This window comes from Mameliella sp. AT18 (genome assembly GCF_028807275.1).
Taxonomy (GTDB): Bacteria; Pseudomonadota; Alphaproteobacteria; order Rhodobacterales; family Rhodobacteraceae; genus Antarctobacter; species Antarctobacter albus.
Map to the genome: position 1 here is coordinate 17,801 of NZ_JARAMO010000086.1, position 22,955 is coordinate 40,755.

The 22,955-nt window shown below is 64.0% G+C and carries 7 protein-coding genes; 2 read left to right on the forward strand and 5 right to left on the reverse strand.

Annotated elements, in window-relative coordinates; genetic code table 11:
• Positions 1-693 carry a hypothetical protein gene (locus PVW46_RS12090; protein ID WP_069209407.1) on the forward strand — a complete coding sequence of 231 codons (693 nt, stop codon included), beginning with the start codon at positions 1-3 and terminating at the stop codon, positions 691-693.
• A 154-nt stretch (positions 694-847) separates the two neighbouring features.
• Entirely contained in the window at positions 848-14,173 is a 13,326-nt protein-coding gene (locus PVW46_RS12095) for a hypothetical protein (RefSeq protein WP_139132292.1), read from the forward strand.
• A gap of 118 nt (positions 14,174-14,291) precedes the next feature.
• Here the strand turns inward: PVW46_RS12095 and PVW46_RS12100 are convergent, their stop codons facing one another.
• From PVW46_RS12100 to PVW46_RS12120, 5 genes are all read right to left on the reverse strand, one after another.
• A complete protein-coding gene (locus PVW46_RS12100) occupies positions 14,292-15,044 on the reverse strand; it encodes a hypothetical protein (RefSeq protein WP_069209405.1) in 753 nt (250 codons plus the stop codon).
• Positions 15,037-17,223 (reverse strand): AAA family ATPase, encoded by a 2,187-nt coding sequence (locus PVW46_RS12105; protein ID WP_069209404.1) that lies wholly within the window; start codon positions 17,221-17,223, stop codon positions 15,037-15,039. The genes PVW46_RS12100 and PVW46_RS12105 overlap by 8 nt, the downstream gene beginning before the upstream one ends.
• Positions 17,224-17,280: 57 nt before the next feature.
• Entirely contained in the window at positions 17,281-18,828 is a 1,548-nt protein-coding gene (locus tag PVW46_RS12110) for a hypothetical protein (RefSeq protein WP_274576046.1), read from the reverse strand.
• A gap of 427 nt (positions 18,829-19,255) precedes the next feature.
• Positions 19,256-19,798 (reverse strand): rhomboid family intramembrane serine protease, encoded by a 543-nt coding sequence (locus tag PVW46_RS12115; RefSeq protein ID WP_139132290.1) that lies wholly within the window; start codon positions 19,796-19,798, stop codon positions 19,256-19,258.
• A gap of 92 nt (positions 19,799-19,890) precedes the next feature.
• Positions 19,891-22,935, reverse strand: a complete 3,045-nt coding sequence (locus PVW46_RS12120) for a hypothetical protein (protein WP_069209423.1) — start codon at positions 22,933-22,935, stop codon at positions 19,891-19,893.
• Between the last annotated feature and the right edge of the window lie 20 nt (positions 22,936-22,955).

Genomic DNA, 22,955 nt, shown 5'->3' on the forward strand with positions numbered 1-22,955 from the left:
ATGCCCAGGCGGCGCGCCGGATTTGCCTGGATGTCCATGATGGACCTTCTGTTCGGCTTGTTCGGGGCGCTGGTGATCCTGACCGTGCTGATCACGCTGAAGCTCGGGGCCGACAGCGGTGTCGAGAAGAAACCCTTTCAGATGTTCACCTTCGAAGTGTTCAGCGACAAGGCCGACGTGCAGTCTGCCCTTGCGCGCATGTCCCTGGGGCTGCGTGTTGCCGTGCCGGACAAGGCGGGCTGTGCGATGGGGGCCAGTTTCGACACGGAGCGCTGCGAGGCGCAACTGTCGGCAACCAGGGACCAGGCCCCGGTCAAGTACCGTACATCGGTGCAAACCGGAGGCGGCGGGGCCGGCCTGCTGTCCGCCGCCCTGTTCATCGGCAACAATGGCCCGCTGGAGCTGACGCCTTTCCTGGCGAACACACCCGTGTTCGAAGAGATGGTGGCGGACCGTGGCAGCAGCCTGGTCACCATTCGGATGGGCCTGAAGTTCGGCGACCTGTTCTGGTCGCCCGCGCCGTTCTGCATGACGGTCGACGACGTGATCAGCCTGGCAAGCACGGACGAACAGGGGCTTGCGCCACTGGATATCTGCACGTTGCAACGGTGCAAGGATGGTCAGCAATACAGCCCCTGTGGAACCAAGGAACGTGAGATCACCACCAAGGGAGGAAAAATTGTCTTTAAGTGACACTTGGCGCCGGATGGCGCGTGCCGTCCTTTGTGGTGCCTTCCTGTTCGCGGCCCCGGTCCCCCCCGTTTCTGCACAAAGCACGGGAGGCGCGGATATCGCGGCCATTCGCGCCTCGACGCAGGCCCTGGCGGCGGGGCTTGGACGACCTGACATGATCCGGAGGACAGAGGAGGTCTCGCTGGACCTTATGTTCCTGTTCCAGGAGATGCAGAACCTGCAGTCCAGCCTGCCGCTCGTCGCGGATCTTTGTGGGCAGGGGCCCCTGACCCTGGAGGCGCTGGGGCGTACGGACTGCCTGTCGGGATTGATCGATGCCGAACGCCGTGCATGGCGGGTGTCGGCCGAAATCGCGGCGCAATTGCACCAAGTGGCGGGCGTATCGCTGGCTACGCGCCTGCCGCCTCCGACCGTTCCCGAGAAAGAGCGCACCAATGAGAGTCGGCGTGAGGTTGAACTGTGGTGGCGGAGCGCCGCGCCGACCGCATTTGAGGCGGTGTCTCGGATCGGGCGTGAGTGGATGAAACACCGGGGCAGCGAAGCCCCGGACCGGGCCTTGCGCCGAATAGCGCGCGCCTTGCAGCAGATCGAGCGCGAACCGGCGATTGCCCAATTGCGTAACGCGTTGGGACAGGAGCCTGACTACCGTGAGATGAATAACGCTCTGAAGGTCGTCGTCGATCCGGACAAGACACTGGAAGACCGAGCAGAGGCTGCGATGCAATTTGCTGCTGCCTATGCGAACGCGCAAGCCGTTGAACTCGAAACACTGTTCTCGATGCCGGTAACTGAGGCCGTCTGCCTCGAACGACTGCCAGTCGAGATGATCGCCGCCACCCGGGTGGATGGAGCGCTTTGTGTCGCGGCCTTTGAACGGCTGGCCGAGGCGGCGCAGGCGGAGGCGGGAGAGGTCCTGAACGGCGCTTTCGGCGCGCTGGCCCGAGAGGTGACGGCCAGCGCCCGGCAAGACACGGCCTTTACGGCGGCGCTGACAGAGGCGTTCGAGGCCCGGATCCTGACCCTGCGGCTGATGCTGGCCAAGGTCGAGGCGATTCCCGCCGAAGTGGAGTCCTGTGCCGAGGCCGCGCGCCTGATGGCAGCGGCCGATGTCACGGAGAATGCGCGACGCGGCGGGCTTGACCGTCAACGCCTGCGATTGATGTCGGAACGCCTCTCCGCCGTGGCGCGGGTATGTGGAGCGCAGGCGGTCACCGACCAACTGGACACCCTGTGTGACCAGGCCCGCGATGCCATCTCCGGCCCGGCCCTGCGGTTGGAAAGGGCTCTTGCCGACGCGCCGCGTTCCTTGCCCGGATGCCCGCGCGCCGGCACCCCGGGCACTGGTCCGGAATGTGCTCGGGACAGGATGCAGGTGGCCTGGGAGAGGTTCGTAAAGGCCGTCGATGTTCCGCAGATCGCCGAGATCTGCAAGTTGGACCCGGATCGGACCCTGGCTGACTGGCAGGCGGCCTCGGACAAGCTGGGCGAGGAGGGCAAGGCGGCCCTTGATGCGCTGGTCGAGGGCGCTTTGGCGACGATCCGGGAAGATGCGATCGACGACGTGCGCACTGCCTTGGACCGTATCCGTATTCCTGCCGAGATCGCGGAAGGCGTCGACCAGGCCCTGGCCGGACTGTGCCGGATCAGTGATCCGGGGCTTGACCGTGCCGGCTCTGTTGCGAGGCAACTGGGGGATGCGGTGCTGGCCGAGGTCGGTTTGCTGATCGACGGCAAACGGGCGGAGGAGCTGGAGCCGTTGTGCAGCCTTGTGGCACGGGGTGAGCCCGTCCTTTCAGGGGCTGAATTGTCGGACATCGCGGTCCAGGCGCTGGGCGACGAAGAGGACCAGAGGATCGCGGCGGCGAACCGCGTGCTGGCAGCGCTGAAGACCTTGGGTGACAAGGGGGACGGGTTGATCGGCCGTCTGAGCACGGCGGCCATTGTGCTTGAAGGGGCGGCGCTGCTCGACAATGCGGTGGCTCTTGCCGGAGAGGAGGTCCAATGCGGACCCACGGGTGGGCCCGATCGGTTGCCGGGGTTCGACATGGGCATCCTGTCCAAGGGCGTGACCCGAAGCTTGACGGTCGAGGAGGGCACCTGGGCGATCCGGATCGAAGCGGACCTGGAACTGGCGATTTGCGGTGAGCGCGCCACGAGCGCAGACCAATTGCAGCAGGTCCTTGGCGTCGCGACAGTGACGGCCAGGTTGAGCGAAACCATCGTCATCGGCGAGGAGACCTCGCCTGACGCGGTGCGGCTGCAACTGAGCGATGCAATGCGCAAGGCCGTCGCCGAGGCGCGCATCGAGGCAGATCCCGACAAGGTCGCCGCCCAGTTGAAGCGCATCGTTCAGGCGTCGGGCTTGAGGATGCAGGATTTCGGGGCGCTGAACCTCGCGCCGCTGGAAGATGCCCGTTTCGATCCCGACCACGGGCTGCAGCTGCGGTTTGCCGTGCCCGATCCAGTGAACAGGACCTACTGTCTCAGCGTGCCGATGTCGGAACCCGCCGCCGATTGCCCCTCTTTCGAAGAGGCGGACAAGGTGGCCCGTGACATCGCGCTGGCCCTTGCCGAAGCCGCGATAGAAGATCTGTTGACACAGATCGCGCCGGTGTTTGCCCGGGGCGTGGCAGAGATCGACGCGGCAACGGAATTGCGCGATCTTTTCTCTGAACATGCCGAGGCGTCGGTGGTTCGCCGGACTCACGGCGGAGAGGTGGTCACCGGCCTGCGCATTTCCGTTTCTGCCAGCGCCTTCCGGTCGCTGACCGATGATCTGGGCCTGCCCGAGTTGCGGGGCGCCTATGTGTTCGATCTGGTCCCGTCGGACCGGGGGATCGAACTGGTCCATGTAAAGGCCCCCACCTTCGATTCCGGGGATTTGCTGCGTGCGGCATTGGGTGGCGTTCCCGACGAACTGCTTGTCTTCACCGAGGTGGGCGAACCGGGCAAGCCGCCCCAGGGCATGAACCTGTCCGGTCGCAACAGGGAACCTTGCCTCAACGCCTATGTGCATCGTGTCGATTTCGGCTCGACGGCGCCGATGCGCGGACAGTCGGGGTATTTCTGCCTGAGGCCCGAGCAGCCCGATCCCTGGCTGGTGGTCGATGGCAAGGTCAGCGTGACAAGTGTCGACGGCAGCTGGCAACTGGCCTTGCGGGGCGTCACCCAGGACAGCGCGGACACCGACGTCTTTGAGCTTGAGGTCCTGGTGACGTCGCGCAGCCCGCTGTTCGACGGGTTGCGCCGCGTGGAAGGATTGATCGAGGTTACCCTGCGTGACGGGCATTTCACCCTGCCGTCGGACAGGCCCGAGAATGCGGAACTTTACGCCTATATCGAGCGGTCGTTGAGCGCGCAGATGCCGCGCGGTGTCCGCATCCACGGTGTCAGGTTGTCCACGCGCGGCATAGACATTTCGATCGATCCAAGCGGGGCGGCGCAGGATGCCTGGAGAGACCTGCAGGACATGGCGCTGGCGCAAGACGGCCCCTGGCAAGACTGGGCCAGAGATGTCGGCGCGGCCCTTGAAGAGGGGGCGGATTACTTCTGCAATACGGCGGCGCCGTTGCTTCAGTTGGGGCAGACCATCGAAAAGGGCACTTTGGTCGCCCTGCCAGAGATCTGTGGCGGTGCGGTCAACAGCGAAGGTACGATCCGGCTGCGCGGGCCAGAGCTGATCGAATGGGCTTGCAGTGCGGCCGGCGTCGGCGCCGGGTCACCGGTTTCGGATTGCTATGTGACCTTGCCCGAAGAATTGAATGTCTGCGGGCGGAACATCAACCTCGACTTCGTCTGGGCCGGAGACGGGGGCAACCGCGAGGTGACCTCTCGTGAACTCAGGGATTGTCTCGAAGACCAGGTCGAGGCCCTTTTGCCCGAGGAGGTGGTATCGGTTGAAGGCGTCGAGCTTGGCTTCGAGGGAACCTGTGCCAGCTCGATGGACCTGGCCGATTGTGCCGTGATCGCCCGGATCGAGGTCTCGCTGGAGGAGCTGATCGCGGATTACGAGGTCATGGGGGCCGACCTGCTTGGGCGGATCGGCGGTGACGACGGGGCGTGTCAACTGACCGGGGGGACGCTCTGGGCGACGGGCGTGGTCTCACTGGACGGGATGGTGCGCTTTGGCAGCGGCGATGCGGGGCTGGACGCTCTGGAAAGCCAGTTCCGCGCCTGCGCGCAGGCCCTGGCCGCAGCAGCGGCCGAGGTTGCGCTGAATGAGGTCAGCAAAGAGCTGGGCAGCGCGCTCTCGCTGGACGAGCTTTACGATGCCCTGGCCCAGGGGGGCGGGACGGTGCTGGATGGCACCCGGCATACGCTGGATGCCACGCTGGGCGGGGATGTCGCCTGCCGGTTGAAGGGCCGCGATGCGGACTGCGGTGCCCTGACCGGGCCCGACGTCCGCGACGGCACCGTGACCGGGGCGGAAATGGTCGCCCAGTTCGACTGGCTGGATCAACGTCTGGCGCTGAAGGCGGATTTCGGGTGGAATTCGACCCTGATCGACGCGGGTGACCTGAGCCTTGATTTTTCGGACGGTGACGACCCGGCGGACCAGGTAAGGACCCAGGCCGTGAAATGGGCCGAACGGCAATGGCGGCATTGGGCGGATCCCGCCGATGCAAGGCTGTCCCTGTCCTGTCCCGGTACGCAGGATGACGATTGCCTGAACGAGTTGGCGCGCAAACTTGCGCGCAGCCTGTCCGGCGAGGTCCTTCGCTACGAGGGAGGGGCGACCCTGTCCCAGAATGACACTACATTCGTGCTGTCGCTGCCCTTTATCGCGCAACTGGACCTGCTGGACCTGCGGGCGAATTTCGTCCTGCGCTGCACCCTGGACGTCAAGGCATTCCCGAAGGTCGGCGCGCCGGAGTGTGACACCAAGGGCGCCAATCCCGAAGACCTGGTCATGCAGGCCCTTGCCAATGCTCTGGGACAGTCCGGCGTTCTGAATGCCGGGGACCGGATCGACCTGGCAATTCTTGAACTGACAATCGTGACCCGGCCAGCCTATGACCCGGTCACGCGCAAGATCGCCGTCACCGCCGAGGCCGGTTTTGCCAATCTCGGCCTGAGTGAAACGGTTCCCGCAAGGATCACGCTGGACCGTAACCTGAAGGTCGACGTGGATGTCGACGCAGAGGTCCTGGCGAGCAAGGTCACCGAGCAACTGGCCTCGGCCATCAACGATCTTGTCGGTGATTATGGTATCGAGATCATCAAACTGTATCCGCGTCCGCTCAGCGGAGGGTTGCCCACCGAATTGGTGATAGAAAGCCAGGCAAACATTGCCGGTTTCTTCGCGATCAGCGCGCCGACGGTCGTTCTGTCGGACAACGGCCTGAACGTCGAAGGTCCCAACCGGTTCGCAATTGCCTTTCCCGACGGCATTTCGATCCCGATACCTCCGATTGCGATCTGTCCGAACGGGGGCGCCATCGAGGACACCAAGCTGTCGATCTTTGCCGCCATCACCGTGGGCGAATGCAGTGCCAGCTACCTGCTGAATTACCGCGGCAGCGTGACGGTGGATATCGAACGGCCACTGAGGGTCGAGACCGAAGGCTCTTTGACCCTGCTCAGCATCATCCCGCTGGGCAGCAACGAGGGCTTGATGGACCTCGGTATCCCCCTGATCGAGCAGCGCGCCGAGATCGGCGGCGCTGTGTCCGACATCTTTGCCATGCGATCGGAATTCAAGATGGACGGCCGGACCCTGACGGTCGAGGCCGATGGCGACGTCAAGGTGTTCCGTGCGCCGGTGGGCGCAGGGACCTTCCTGCTGGACCTGGACGAGGGCATTCTCGACAGCACGCTGATGTTCGATGTCGGGTTCGCCAAGGGCGACGGCGCCGTGCGCACCCAGTCCGGTTTTTCACGGCCCGAGGCGATGGCAAAGACCAGCATGTCCGTGGCAGGTTTCGATGCATTTGCCGCGGATCTGATGGCGCGCACCAACCTTCTGCGGACGCGGCTCAGCGTGCTGGGACTGCGGCTGACCGTAGTCTTTCCGGGCCTCGACGCGTTGAACCCCGACAAGATCGCCGATCTCATCAAGGATCTGCTGACGCCGAATTTCGAAAACCTGGACAAGGCCCTGGCCGCACTGCTGAGCGGCAATGTGACCATCAATCCCTTTGGCGATTTCGGGTCCGGTGGCGATGGCATGGGCGGCGATGGTGACGGCGACATGGGCGAAAGCGCCGAGGGCACAGGGGCGAGCGACCCGGGCGATGGTCTGGGCGACTCTGCCGATGCGCCTGCCCCCGATCAGGGGGTGCCGGCAGTGGTTCCCCCGGGTGGAACCCCCGGCATCCTGGGCGTCAAGACCGCCGAACTGTGGTTCCTGCCGTTGCAGGGCGACGCTGCCGGACTGGTCCAGATCGGCACCGGTCCGCGCGGCACGCCGGACGAGGAGAAGGTCGCTGTGGCGCGAATTGCTGATGGCCATTTCGCCCCCGACGGCAAACCGCTGGGGCGTACCTTGTCGCTCTTGCCAGCGGGTTACAGCCAGTTGCAGGGCGGGACCATCGCCGAAGGTGGCGGCTGTGCCGCCGGTCGGGGCGATATCGTCTACCTGTACAGCGGCGATAAAGTCGCCCGTCGCGGGTTCTATGAACCCTGCCGTATCACCGGGCCGGATGGGCGCCCGCTGTCGGGCCTGTCGAACCTGGATGCCGAATTGCGCCGGGATATCATTGGCTTTCATGGGGCGCTGATCAGCGAGATGGGCGTGCGCCCCGAAGAGCCTGACGGCGATTACGGCCGGCTGATGCTGCGGGCCCGCATTGTGGATGCACAGGCCGACCACGGCCTGCGTGGCATGATCGGGTTTCAGCGGGTGGACGAATTGCTGATCGCCATGCGCGGCGCGCTGGACCCGGAGGCCGCGTGTGGTACCTCCGCCGCCCCGGTTCCCGGGGGAGAAATGAAGTCCAAGATCTTCTGGCTGACCGGGATGCGCAAAGGGGACATCGACAATCCTGAAACGGTCCTGCAATCGGTGCGGGCGCTGTGGAATTGCGACGAGGGCACGCTTGCGCGGTTCGACCCCGAGAGCAAGCGCCTCGCCACGGCGGAGATCCTGTCCAAGAGCGGCGAAAAGGGATTCGAGCGGGTGTCCAAGATGGACCCGCCCATTGACCCGCCGGTGACGCCGCCACCCTGGTGCTGCGGGGGCGAAGACCCCGAGCCGACCCCGGTTCCGCCAACGCCGACACCCATTCCTCCGATCATACCTTGCGAGACCGGCTGCACCTCTGGCGTGCGCTTTGGGCCTGAGTCCGAGTTCGGTTGCGGTGTCTGGATCGACGACCGCCTCTCGGGCCGGTTTGCACCGGGCAATCTTGGGGGAGAGGGCTGTGCGCCAGGAGAGAGCGCGCGCGCCCTGAGCGCCGTGCCGGGCGGGTACTATCCCCTTGTCCTGCCGGGCGCAGAGAACAAGGCGCGATTGGCGCTGGCGCATGTGGAAAGTGGGTTCCATGTCACCGCATCGGAAATGGCTTTTGTCACCGGCATGGATTTTGTCCCCGCCCAGTCCGACATGATGAACGGGTTTCTGCGGGTCTACGGGCGGGCGGACCCCTCCGGTCTTAAGAGCGCGCGGCTGTTGTCGATTTCCGCGCAGATCGAGGCGCTGGAGGGGCCGCACCCCTCGGGCGGGCGGCTTTGGTCCCTGCGCTCCGAACACGCTGCCTGGACGATCCGCCAGGCGGGGAACCGGATGGACGACGCCCGGGCGACGGCGGCGGTCGGCGTTCTGACGAAGGACGTGCGGGCGGTCGAGGTGCTGGATGACGCCCGGATGCTCGTGGAACGGCCTACGGGCTTGTGGCCGTACCGCTGGACGGGCGAGCGTTGGGAAGCGCTTGCAGAGGTATTGCGTCGACCGGGCACCGCGATGCTGGAACGGGACGTGGCGCTGGAACTCTATGACCGGATCCCGCAGTCGCCCGAGACCTATCACAAGGTGCGGATCGTCGACTACGACCCGGCCATCAGTGCCTGGGCCTATGCCATCGGTGATGCCAATGGTGTGCCCGGGCGAATGGTCATTCGGAGAGCGGTCGGAAAAGAAATGGTGATCGGAGAGAAGCGGCATGCTGGCTTGACCGCTGATGCCCCCGAAGCTGCCGTCCAGGAAACAGGTGAAGAGTCGCTTTGGGTTGACCTTGATGTTCCCCGCGGAAGTCATCGTGTCCAGGTTTCTTTGTCCGAATTCGCAGTGAGAGCCGATCCCTACATATGTGTCTACACGCCCGATGGAAATCTGATTGCCAGTAACGATGACGCCGACGGCCGCTATTCACGTGTTGTCTGGGAAACTTCCGGACGAGACCCCAGTTACGTACTAGAGGTCAGGAACTTCCGGGGCGGTGCTGCGCCCGGCGTACGGGTGCGTTTCGTGACAGATCAGGCTGTCGGCGTCAGGACGTCCGCGTTCCGGAAATGCCAGACGCCGGAACTATTGTCGGTTCCCGAATACTTCGGCCCTGACCCGCAGGTGACGGAAATCACGGGTCTTGCATTGGCGCTGCAACGGGAGGGGGCCTTGCTGGCGCTGGCCGGGGATATGCTCGAAAGCCCGGACAAGAGCGGGCCTGAGCTGTTTGAATGGGTCACTGTCGATCGCGGCGGCGCAGCTGTTGCCCGCAGCCTGTATCTTGCGGAAACGACCGGTGACGCACTGCTGTTTCACAGGTTCATGCCTGGCAAGGATGGGGTCGATGAGATCGGCGCCATCGCGCGGTTTGCAGCGACACCGCCGCCGCGCCATGCTTGGCCGGCGCTTGCGAAAGAGCTGGATACGTCCGACGCCCCCGCGCCGACGATCACCGGCAGCGCGGTCACGATCCCCGGTGTCGAGGTCGACAAGGCCTGGCAAACGCCGTTGCCGCGTCACGAGGGCAACGGGCGCATCGTGTATTTCCTGAGCGACGGCAAGAGCCGTTCGGTCGAGCTTGACGGCGCATTCGCCAATGATCGCAACATCGCGGCGGCCGTGCGCTACCTTTTGGAAACCGGGGCGCGTCGCCTGACGCTGCTGCGCAACGAGCCGCCGGTTGCCGAAGTGCGCCAGCAGCTGTGCGGCCCCGGCGGGGCCTGTGCCGCCGAACTGGTGCGGCTTGCTCTGGGCGGGCAAACCGCCGTCACCTTGCCCCTGGTCCTGCAAGAGCCGCGCGGGGCGGGTATGGAGAGTGTGGTTTCGATCTTTGCCCGGTTGGCAGAGGAAAGCCCGGACAGGCTGAACGATAGGTTGCCAACCGGCGACCCCTGGGCGCAGCCCGGCGCCCGCGTTCTGCGCCTGACCCGGGACGGGCCAGCGCATGTCATCGCCGACGATGGACGCTGGGCCTGCCTCGATCTCGACGGGGCGCTTGCGACCGCGCCGCAGGTGCGCGGCGCGCTTGCCAACTGGCCGTCGGCCCAGCTTTTGCCGGCGCAGACGGCCGCGCCCTGCGATGATCCGCAGGCGGTGACCTGGCGCATCGCCGCCGCCCGCAAGGCGTCCGGGGTGGGGCTGCTCTATCGCCTGGGTGCTGATCAGCCGCTGGATCTGCTGGCGCTGAGCGAGACGGCCCCGCGCGTAACAACGCCCGCCCCGGTTCGCGATGCGATGAAAGGCGCGCTGGTCGAGGCCTTGCGCGACCGGATCGGACAGCGGGATGACCTGTCTGTCGTCACCCCCGGCACGGCTCCGACACATATCGATCCGGTTGGGCTTGTCGTCCTTCAGGTGACACGGCCGGGCGGAAAACTGGCCTGGGTTGCGGGCTTTCACCTGCCAAACTCCGATCCGACGGTGCCAGAGCCGCTGAACTGCGTGCTGGGTGAGGTTTCCGCCGAGGTCAGTCGCCCCCTGACCGAGGAGGAAAAACGGATGATGGTCGACCTGGTGGTCGGTGTCATCGATCAACCGGATCAGACCGCCTGCCCGACGGTCGAACGGCGCAGCATCAACCTTGTCGACGGGTCTGGGGGACCGCAGATTTGGATCGAGTACCCGGATCGAAAATCGCCCGGCCCCGAGATCAAGAGCATGTTGCAACGCAGCCGCCACGCGCAGGTGGCCTCTCCGGTATCGCCGCCGCCGGTCCGCATTTCCTACCGGCAGTTCGACCTGTTCGGAGGCAATGCGAGCCTGCGACTGGACACGCGCCTGTTCGACCAGCTGGAAGAGCCGAGAGCGCGCGCGGTGAGGGACGGGGTACAACGTGCCTTGCTGGAGCTGGCCAAGGTGGCGGGCGACGATCGGATTCCGGACGCGACGCTTTATTGCCGGCCCGATTGCCGCCAGCTTGTCGGTGTGACGTCGCACGGTGACGGCATGGCGGTCTTGGCGCCGCAGGACGGGCAGGGAGTGCGGATCGTGGTGCTGGAGGACGCGCCACGCCAGTATCCCGACCATGTAGACGGCTTGTCGGCAGGGCTTGCAAGGGTCCATTTCGCGGACTGCGCAGACGCCCTGTGTCTTGCCCGGTTCAGCCTTGGGGTTGCGGGCGGTGCCATCGCGGCGGGAGAGTTGCCCCAAGGCAAGGTCTATGCGCGGTCTGCCAGCGGTACGGACCTGCGCTCTCTCGGTGTCCTGCCGTTGACGCAGGTCACCGGTGACCTTTCCGAGGTCGAAGGGGCGATGCGCTCGGTGCTTCTGGGGCGGATCGCGGCCCGCGGGGCGGCGTTTTCCGTGACGCCGCTGGTGGGGGGCGAATGGGCAGAGCCGGTCGCGCCGGTGCTGCTGGCCTTCCCTGTCGGCGGCGCGTCCCTGACCCGTCATCAGGCGGTCTTTGCCAATGGCGAAAACGGTCCTGCCTTTCACGTGTCCGAGACATCGTTGCCGTCTCCTTTCATTCGAACCGCACGGCAGAGCCTCATGGCCGATGGCGTCGATTGGGGGGCATCGGATCACCAGTTCTGGATGATCGGGGCGCCCTCTGGGGCGCCCGTTCTCTTTTCGCTGGAAGGGGAGCCTGAACGCGATCTTCTGTCGGTGCTGAACCGTCTTGATGCCGATCTCGCCCCCGCAATGACATTCGAAACTCCTTGCCGCATCCCTGTGGAGCTGGGGGCGATGACCGTGGCGGGGTTGGATCGTTTCGGGGCGTCGGTGTCCGCCGTATCCTGTCACCCGGTCAGCCCGGGACTGGTCTTTCTGGCCACTGAAATGCCAGAGGCCGTCGTCGTGTCATTCCGGGGGGCGGCGCAAGTGACCATGTCGGGCCCGGCCGAAGACATTGCCGCGGGTGCCGCCGACCGTGCCGCACGACTGGCGCAGATGTCGGGCCCGGCGCTTGACGCCGGGATCGGGACCTTCGAGGTCGTGGCGACAGGGGATGGCACACTGATAGCCGCCAGCCGCCCGCCGGTCGGGGCCGAGCGGCTGATCTGGCGGCAAGCGCCGGATCTGACGGTCGAGCGTCTTGGCGGCTTTGTCGGGGCCGACCTTGAAGACGCCGACCACCAGCTTCTGCTGGTCGACCTTCCCGGGGTGGCAGATTTCAAGCCGCGTGGCGCGTTTCTGACGGTTGGGGCACGACAGGGCGTTTTCTTTGACGGCAGGCATCTGAACGTGCCGGGGCAACAGGAGGTCATTCGCCGGTTTGCCTATCTCGGAACAGATCCCGTGAGTCCGGAAGATGATCTGCACCGGATCGCGAAATACCTTGAGAACAACGCCGACGCGTCTGTTCCCGACCAAAGCCATATTGCCCGTTCGTCGGGGCCGCTTGTCATTCTTGACCAGGCGGCGGACCTGCTGGTGCGGGGGTGGGTTCAGCCCGCGCAAGGAGACTCGCGATTGCTGGTGACGCCGGAGGCTTGGCCGGAGCAAGTCCCTGCGGGTGAGGTCGACTGGGTTGCCGGGTTTCTGTTGGGCGTGCTGGAACGTGGTAAAGACCTGCGGGCCTTTATCGGTCCCGAAGCTGGGGTCTTTGCCGCCTGTAGTCGTGCGTCACCGACCAGTCTGAGCCTGGATTTGGGGCAACCGGGGCCTTTGGACGTGACCCGCCAAGGAGAGCAGGTCTTGGTCAGCCTGGCCGGTCGCAGCTGTGACACCGCAAGGCGCCACCTGGGGTATGCAGTGCGCACCGTGCGCGCGAAACCGGACTACCATGCGCTGCACCTGCGCCCCGGGCGAAGCCCGACAGTGCCAAACCTTGTTATTGCCCAACAGGCAAAGTCGGATCCGGTGCAGGAGCTCTGGGGGGGCGTCACCGATCAGGAGTTCCTCTGTCGTGCCAGGCTTGACCCGGAGGCCGAGGTCATCGGCGGCTTGGCTGACTGGTTGTTGTCGGGCAAGGCGCCCTGTGACTGGGCGATTCACGATGCGGCGGGTAAGACCGCTCTTGTGTCAGGTCAGGGAGAGCTGGCGGTGATCGCCGGCAATCGTTCCCGGTCTGTCGAGGCGACTGCGCTGGCAGATGAACATCGGCTTTCCACCCTGACATGGTTCAGCGAGGCCGGGCTAAAAGCCTGCGCTGCGAGGCTTTCCCTGTCAGGCCCGCTGGCGACGGGGGCGCGCATCATCGACGATCCCTGCGGTTCACTGGCGATTGCCACGACCGCGGACCCGAGCTTTCGGCCCTTGGTGACGCGGGCACGGCCCGGCGTAGACCCGCTTAATGCCGCTTTGCTTGAGCGCCTCGCCACCGTCCTGGCCACTTCGGCAAAACCGGGCGAAGCGGCACCGTTTTGGCTGGACTTTCCTTACCAGACGCGTCGGACCGTGGTTGCCATTTTCGACGATCCCAAAGCCTCGGAAGTTCTCTTGCTTGGGTCGCGGGGCTGTGCCTGGGTGACCTTGGCCGGGACAACAGGGGTGGATGAGCTGGCCAGATTGCTGGAGCCCGGATTGCCGGGAAGCACGCCCCGGCATCTCCAGGTGCAAACGCAGTCTCTTCTTGGTCCCTGGGGGGCGGTGACCCTGGTAGCTCAACGCCCGGATACGGCCTGTGCCAGGTCCGGGCGTGTGGACATGACCCCGCCGGGTTTGGTGATCTACAGCGACAAGTCTCCGCCGTGGACGTTTCGCGGCAACCGCCCGCATGTTGACCAGGCATGGTACCCGCTTGACCTGACGGAGACGCCCCGGCAAGTCATCGCCGGCATGGCCACGAACACCAAAGTGGCGGAATATGTCGGCCATCAACTGCGTCCGGGGATCGGGCGCCGCGCCTTGTGGTTCAGTCCCGCGTCTGACCCGGCTCAGGACAAGGTCCGATACGTCTTGACCTGGGATAGCGACAAAGTGTTGTGCTTTGCCTTGCTGCACAGTCAGGACGAAGGCGCCGCGATTACGCGCGCCGGGTTCGAGAAGGCGGTCCGCCAATTGACGTCACACGGCTATGGTCCTGAAGAGCTAATCGAGGCGTTGAACACTCTCGAAGGCGGGACGCCGAACGAACGCTGGTACGAGCCGCTTGCCGCCGATCCCAGGGGGCTGTTGGTCCGCGAGGCGGCCCCTGGGTGCCCACTGCAGGGGTGATCACGGCGTCCGGGCTAAGCGCAGTCGCTTGCCAGGTATCCGATTGAAACCTGTTGCGCCCGCTGGAGCGGCAAGAGAGGTGGAAGATGGCCAATTCAGGACAATTCCGCCGCGTGGTTCAGCGCAGGCGCGCAGAGGCCAGCCCGTCCAGGACGTCCGTAGCGTTTGTCCCGTTGATGGGCTGGCAGACGGCCCGAAAAATCATCGGGTAGATATCAAGCGATTTGACGCGCCGCCCGTAGTACCTGACCTTGCACCCGTTTTCCTCGGATACGAAGGCACCGGCCAGTTCGCCGGGGTCATGTGGCTGGAAGTACTTGAGGTACGACCGGACATCCAGAAAGAGGCTGTCTCGCATCCGAAACTCGACCGAGTCGAATTGCGCCTCGCAGGGGTACTTGCGGCAGGCATAGACGGTCAATTCACCCGGGCGGCCCTCGACAGGGTCGGGCTGGCTGAAGATCAGCACCTCTTCGCGCGAAAACAGCGTGATTGCGGCCGCGTCATAGGCCAGGCGTGCGCCTATGGGAATAGCATGCACGACCAGGTGAAACCCCAGGAAGATCGTGAACAGCGACAAGGCGACAAAGGCCGCGGCGCCGCGCGGCTTGCTGTATTGCTCGCCTCGGAAAGAGAACTTTCGGAACATCCAGCGGCACAGGCGCCAATACCAGCGGAACGGACGGTTGAAGACGTGCCAAGTCGGTCGAAGGTAGCGTTGCCAGACGATCCGTGCCGTGCCGATGAAACGATCCAGGAATACGCCGATGGGGCCAAGACCCCGCGTCCCACGGTCTTGCTGCGCGGCTTTTTCCGCTTTGCGTTCGCGGATCAGTTGCTCTGCACGGGTTACCGGATCGTCGTCAGCCATATGTCAGCTCCACGCGGCCGCCGTCTTCCGCAGAATAACCGATGACGAGCGTGCCTTCGGTGTCGGGACTCGACAGGATCTTGCGGGCCACTTGCGGATAGACTTGGGACGCAAAAAAACCGGGGATGCCACGCGCGCCGTGGACAGGGTTGTACTGATCGGCGCACAGGGCCGAGACCTGCTCGGGCGCCATCTTGATTGAGACTGCATGGCCAGAGGACTGGATGCGCGTATTGACCTTGGAGATCTCACGTGCGGCGATCTTTTCGATCAATGCCAACGGCAAGGCCTTGAACCCGATGATGTTCTGGCGCCCGTTGAAACGGTTGAGGAATTCCGGGCGAAAGGTCTTTTCCAGCTCCAGCATCGTTTCGGACATGGCGCTTTCGTAGGTCAGGGTCTGATCCAGAAAGTACGGTTGGCCGATGTTTGTCGTCATCAGGATCAGCGTGTTCGCAAAGCTGACGGTCAACCCGCGGTTGTCCGTCAGGCGGCCATCGTCCAACACCTGCAGGAAGACATTGAAGACGTCGGGATGCGCCTTCTCGATCTCGTCGAAGAGGATGATCGCATGCGGATTCCGGCGCACCGAGTTGGTCAGGATGCCCCCGGCCTCGTATCCCTCGTAGCCCGGAGGGGCCCCGATCAGCTTGGCGAGGGCGTGCTTTTCCATGTATTCGGACATGTCGAAGCGCAGCATGGCCTTTTCGCTGTCCTTCAGAGCCATCGCCATCGCCTTGGCGATTTCGGTCTTGCCGACGCCCGAGGGGCCGCAGAACATGAACGAGCCTTGTGGCTTGTCCGGCTCCTTGAGCCCGGCATTGGCCATCAGAACGGCACCGACAAGCGTGTCGACCGCGTGATCCTGGCCAAAGACCCGGGCTTTCAGGGTGGCGTCGAGGGACAGCAGTTTTTCACGTTCGTCCTGATTGAGCTTGTCCGCGGGGATGCCCGAAATCGCTGAAAACTCCAGTGTCACGGCCTGTGCCGATAGCTCGAGTCCGGCGTTCATTTCGGCTTCCAGCGCCTCGAAGGCGGATTTATTGCCTTCGATCGCTTGGGAGGCTTCGCGGATTTCTCCTTGAATGCGTGCCTCTTCGCGTGACCCGAAGCCTGCTCCGGTCAGCCGGGCGGAAAAGGCGGGCGGCTCTGCAGCAACGGGTTCAGGAGATTTTTCGGCTCGTGCGCGTTCCTCCGAAAGCTGTTCCTCGAGAGCCAGCAAGAGTTCCTCGCCGGACTTCTGGGCGCGCCGCAGCGCAGACAGTTTGTCGATCTTGGCGGTCCAGTCGGCCCTGGCCTCTGCCTGCGTAGCGACAAGAGTGGCGCGCTGCGCCTGGAGTTGGGGCGTTGCCCCCTTGGCCAGCGCGGTGTCAAGCTCCGAGAGAGTGGCCTGCAGCCTGGCCAGATGCGGCGGCGTGTCATGGGCCGACTGGCGATAAGCGGTCAGGGCGCGGTCGATCAGGTTGAGTGTCCGTTCGGGTTGGGCGCGCGACAGAGACAGGTCGGAAACGTGGTACTTGGCCGTCAGGTCAAGCGCGGCGGTTATGGCATCTTCGGACACCGGCACGCGGTGGTGCGCGGTCAACCGTTCGGATCCGACGCGAATGATCTCGCGCAGTGCGTCGCCGGCGGGTTCCCGTACCTCCATCAGGGTAAAGACTTCGCGCATGTTCGAATGGCACTTGAGGACGATTTCAAGGTCTTCGTCCCGTGCCTCAAGAATGCTCTGATAGCGTCCCTGCATCACATCGCGCATGATGGCGTTGATCAGATGGGTGCAGCCGTTGTTGCGGGCGGCGTCGATGAAATCGCGGAAATCGTCGATGACCAGGACCGATTGCGCCGTACGCAGCAGGGTGCGCCGCAGCTTGTCGAAGCCTTCAGTGATGCGTGCGTGCGACCCCGAGGAAAACAGGCCGTCCGTATCGAGCCAGAAAAACCGCTTGGACAGGATGTCGAACGGCAAGGAGGCATCGGCCTTGGCGGCCTCGAGCCCCAGGCAGATCGACGAGGCGCCCACGCCGCCAGGCCCGACCATCAGCACGTTGGATGCATGTTTTCGCATGAGCATCCCGCAGATCTGGCGCAGTTCGGAACCGCGCCCGACCAGGCGGAAATTCCTGCGGCGGCCAAGCAGATCGGCGCCGCGGATCAGGAAATCTTTGACGGTGTCAGGCATGCTCGGCTCCGGCAGGACAGATGACGAGGGGCAGACCAGGGCGGGATGCGGAACAGGTCAGGACTTGCCCAGTCCAAAGGGGTTGGGCGGTGCGTTCCGCTCTTCGGCTTCTTGCGCGACGTCTGCCGGCGAAGGGCTGCGCGTGCCGCCCTTGCCGCCGGCCACGTCTGCCGCCACCGACAGGGATTCCTTGACCGCGGCCTGCGTCTCGGCGGTCTGCCGTTCGATCTGGGCCAGGAGGTCCTTGGTCTCGGTCAGCCCTTCTCGGGTGATATGGGTCGCGGCCTTGATCGTCTCGCCGTATTCCGAGAGTTCGGACAGGGCATTCGTCAGGTCCTGGTTGATCTCTTTCGTCCCTAGGGCGACGCGGATCACCTCACGCTGGCCAAGCTCGGACGTCGTGCGGTTCATCCGTTCGAGCGACATCTTGGCAGCCTCCGAGCTTTCACCAAGCGCCGCAGCCGAAACCGCCTGCAGAACCGTCGAAAGCTGGTCTGCGACGCCCGCGACACCAGAGGTGTGGAGTTGCCGGGTCTTGGCCACCTGCTGCGCGTTCGCATCCTTCATCGAGTGTATCCGGTGTCCCGACGCGGTCAGTTCAGCCAGGACCGAAGTGGTGTCCACGTTCGAGCGACCGAGGTTCGAGATGTAGTCGTTGATGTCGCGTTCCAGCCGTTCCTGTCCCAGACGTTCCAGATCGCTTTCCGCGGCGTCGATGGCAGAGCGGATTTGCTGCCGGCGGGTTTCGTTGGCGCCATCGACCTGCTTGGTCGCGTCGGACAGGATCGCGTACATCGAGCGCATGGTGAAATTGGCCTCGTCGAGGTTGTCGATCTGGCCGTTCATCTTGGTGAAATGCCCCAGAACCGAGGACACCCTGTTTTCGGTGGTGTCGATGAAATCCTGGGCCGAGCCGACCAGCGCCTCTTGCCGGGCCTTGTGTTCATCCGAAGTGATGTCCAGGAGTTCGCGCAGTTTCTCCTTTTCCGCGGCGAATTCCGCGAATTCCGAATTGGCCGGGCCCTGCGTCTCCAGTATCTTGATCTCGTCGTGCAGGCTTTGCATCGCGTCGGTATGTTCGTCGATCAGCGCGTCGTTGGCTGCAATCTTTTCCAGCGCGCTTTTCTTGGTGCCGCCAAGTCCGAAAAAACCCTTGTCCTCGCGCAGCATGCCATTGTCAGTCTTCAATCCACGGACTTTGGACTCCAACTGGCTCAGCGTTTGCTTGAGGTCTGCCTTTTTGGTTGTGCGCTCCTTTTCCAGTTCGCGTTCGCGCAACAATTCCTCGAAGATGTCGTAAGTCACTCCGTTCATGCGCAACGTGTAAACCGCATCGACGATATCCGTCAGCGGCGCGATCTGGTCTTCGAATGTCAAAAGGGCGGTATTGATCTGTTCGAAGACGTCCTTCAGTTCGCCGAAAGCCTCGGTGTCGGTGAGCGCGATGATTTCCTGCGCCATGCGCTTGCGTTCGAACTGGAGATATTCTTTGAAGGCATTGAATTCATTCAAGTTTTCGCGCGCTTCGGACCGATCGTCGGTGAAGGTCAGTGCCTGTGTTACCCGCGCCAGCTTGTCTTGTGGCGCCAGGCCTTCGTCAAGCATGATCTTGTAGAAAGTGTTGTCCTGGATGGCTGCAAAGGAGCGCTCCGCACCAGAAGGCTCATCCTTGGCCTTCGCGACCTCTGTCTGCCTGGTCTGCGCATTTTGCGAGACAAATTCCTGGGCAGTCGTAATCTTTTTTGCCTTTGGTGTGGATGCGTCTGACATAGGCCCCTCGCCACTTCTACAATACCCAGGGTCAACTGGTTCCTGTTATAAATTTGTGAAACATGTTCACGATGTCTCAGGCAATTCTGATATAGACATGGCAGGTCTTCGATTCCAGAGGGCTGCGTATAGACGCTAAATGTGGTGCCCGGAATACACTATTTGACTGGCGAGACTTTTGGGGTCCGTCCATCGCCGGACAGATTGCAGTTTCAAAACATGCGGGTCGGCCAAATTCCGTCTTGCCGTGCCCGCCGCCCGTTCAGCCCGTCCCGCGCAAGGCCCTTGCTGCGACGACTCCGGCCAGCGCGCCGAAGAAATGGGATTCCCAGCTGACTCCGGGCTGTCCCGGCAGAACGCCCCAGGCCATCGTGCCATAGATCACGGCAACGCCGACCGCCACCAGCAACGGCACAAGGCGTCTTTCGACAAGTCCACGCGCCACGAGAAAGCCGAACCAGCCGAATATCAGCCCCGAGGCGCCGACATGGATCGCCGCGGTGCCGAATACCCAGACGCCCAGGCCGCCAAGGAGGACGATGAGCAGCGAAGCCATGAGCGCCACCGAACGGGCCGTCAAGATCAGAAGCGCGCCCAGCACCGCCAGCGGCGCGGTATTGGCCGCTGCATGGGTGAGGGAGCCGTGCAGCAGCGGCATGAAGACGATGCCGTCCAGCCCGCCCAGCGACCTTGGTTTGAGGCCCAGCCAGCCATTAAGAGCGTAGCCGGTCAGCAGGTTGACTGCCTCCACGCCCCAGATCACGGCCAGAAGGGCGGCCAGCCCCCCGAAGTTCTTGAAATCCAATGTGCCAATCCATCCATGACCACGGCCCCGGCCAGCATCCCGGCCGGGGTTCTTTCATCATGGCCCAAAGATCCGCCCGGCGGAACCGGGCGTCAGGGCAGTTGCGCCGTGTCGCCCTGGATCTTCAGTTTCCAGTTCTCGATCAGCGTGCCCTCGGTCTTGAGCCGGCTGGCAAGGTAATACAGTCGCTGCGTCGCCGGCCCGTCTGGGGCGGTCTCGAAGCGCTGCTTGAGGTAGTAGGGCGGGATCGCCTGCGAATAGAGCGTGGCATGTACGGTCACGCTCTTGGGGTCAACACCATCGGGCAGGGCGATCTTGTAGGTCAGCTCGTCCTTGCCCGCCATCACGCCCGGGTCCTCTGCTGCGCGGCCTTCGGGCATCGTGGCCTTCATGAAGGCGGCAGTCACGTCTGACGTTCCGAACCGTTTCTCAAAGGCCTCTGTCCCCGGTTTCGCGGCGCCCCAGGGCAGCAGGCGGTTGTCCTTGGGGTGATAGACCCGGTGGACAAAGCTGGTGGTGAACTGCTTGTTCGCGTTCTGGGTCAACTCTTCGTAGATCTGCACCTGTGTCTGGTCGTCGATCAGGTCGTGATGCGGTTGATACAAAGCCTCTGTCGCGCCCTCCGGGACAAAATCCAGGAACTCTGTATTCAGTGGATCGCCGTCCGGCCCGATGATGACTCCGGCGCCATTTGTGCACCCCGAACACCAGACTTGTTTGCCCGTGGCATCGGTCACGCGGAGCTCGAGGAAGGCGCGGCGGAAACCGACGCCCGAGGGCAGGCGGTGCCCGGTCTTGTTGTCGACGGTGACAAGTGCCGTCAGGGTGCCGCCGCTGCCGGTCAGGCTCTGGATCTTCACATCCGCCGTTTCGTCCCGCGCCTGCAGGGCCATCGTGTCCATCGACAACCGGGCGCCGTTCGTGGCGTAGGTCATGGGGTCTTTCGGCCCCAGCCCCATTTCCTCGTCGAACTGCGATAGCATGGCGACCATGAAGGCGTTGAGCCCCACGAAACTGTGGCGCTTGAAATTGTCGCGGAAGGGCACCTCGATCTCGTCCTGCGGCAGGGCATGCGGCACGTCGGGCAGGTTCGTGTCCTGGATCGAGGCGATCTGCGTGGTGAGGCCGTCGATCTTGATCTTGCCGTCCAGCGTTTCGAAATTGCCCTTCATGTGGCAATCTTGGCAGGACCGGGCTGTGCCCGCGTCGGCGTATTGGCTGTTCTTCCATTCGAGGAAGGTGGCCTGTTCGACCGAGTGCTGGAACTTGACCAGCGGTTCGCGGTAGGTGGCGCCGTATTGATCGGACAGAAAGCTGACGGCGTTCTGCGCGGCCTTGTTCAGAACCGCCTGTTCGGCGGCGGTGAACCCGGGCAGAGGGGCATCGGTGGGGGCGTCCACGTTGGGCAGGTTGATGGTGTGGCAGGCGCCGCACATCTCGCTGTCCTTGATGTAGTCGTCATGCACCGGGGTGATGCCCATCGCGTTTTCCATCGGCTTCTGGCGGACATCGGCAAAGGGGCCGATCAGCTTGTCCGCCGGGGTCATGCGGAAAACGCCGGTTGTGCCGTTCATCAGGTAGGTGTCCAGGGGGTTGTAGTCCGGCTGTCCCTCGGCCCGTTCCGGGGGGGCGATGTGGTGGCAAACCGAACAGGAAATACCCTCGCGCGCCAGGTTGCCATAGACGTGATACTCATAGGTCCCGTCGGCGATCTGCTTGTCCTTTTGCTCGGTCGTCAGGGGTGTGTGCAGCAGCGCGTAGTCGGGTTTGAAGACATTGCCGTCCAGCCCCAGATCGGGGTTGTCATGGGCGTCGATTTCCAGCTGTCGCTGGCCCATCGCGCCGTGGCAGGACAGGCAGGTGGTGCCAAGGTTATCCGACAGTTCGCCCGCGCCGGCCTGTTTCAACAGGGCGAATTCGGATTCCAACTGGGCGTAGAAGATCGGGTCACGCCCGGCGAGGCCCATCGGTGACCAGCGCCATTCGCCGTATTCCGAGATGTTGTAGCCCTTGCCATATTCCGACCCGGTCTTGATGAACATGGTCACGCCCGAGGGCGCCCCGCCGAGACCGCCGTGGCAACCGACGCAATTGTCCGAGGTCAGGAAATGCTGGGTGTCGTTCGGGCGGGCAGGGACGTGGTCCAGCCATTCGCTGGGCAGGGTCTGCAACTGCGCCCGCGCGATGTCGATCCCGTCTGTGGGCGGGAACATGGCGGTGAATTCTTTGTTTACCTCGACCGGCGAGGCCTTGGCCGCCGCCACATGCGCGGCGCGCATCGCGCCCGGATCATGGGCGTCACTCAGGTAGGACGTGATCATTGCCGACAGGTCGGCCCCAAAGGCCGGTTTCTGCGGCTTGGGCAGGTCGCGCCAGCTATCATCGACACGAAAGATCAGCGGATCGTCGGGATAGCCCTCGACGTTTTCCAGCGCGGAAAAGATCAGCTCCTCGGCGGCGGAGGCATGGCAGCGCATGCACATCCCGTCGCCCCCGGCGCCGAGGGGCGGGCTGTAGGGCGGTTCAAAACTGTCGATCACGGGCTTGCGCGCGGCCATGTCGTCCTTGTCTGCGAAATAGACCGAGGCAAAGAACCAGCCGCCGTGCGACAGGGAGCTGTCCTTGACCATGACGGTCCAGTTCAGGCCGCCGGTGTCATAGGCGTAATCGGTCAGTTCGGCGTCGACCTTGGCGGGATCGTCCGGGTACTGCGCCACCAGCGCGGCGCGGTACTCGTTGTAGCGGGCGGCGGGTGGGGTCACCATCTCCTTGATGACGATGGCGCCGTCCGGAATGGCCCCGGTCCGTCCGCCTTCCAGCCAGGTGATGAGCTCGGGCGAGTAGTACATGCGCACCGCCGGGTGGATGCCAAAGCTCATGTTGAAGACAAAGGGCCCGGTGTCGCGCCACCGCTTGTCTCGCTTCCAGTTCAGCCCGACGTATTCGCGACGGGCGATCCAGGGAAAGAGGACCTTTTCGTAGTCGATCAGCGGCAGGCTGCCGGGCAGGGGCAGGTCCGCGGGTTTGGCGGTCCCTCCCAGGTCATATACCGGATCGGCCGCCTGCTGGGCGGCGGTCAGGGGGGCCAGAACCTGGCACAGGCACAGAACCAAAGCGAAAATTCCAGGACGCCGCATGATCAACTCCGATTGAAAAT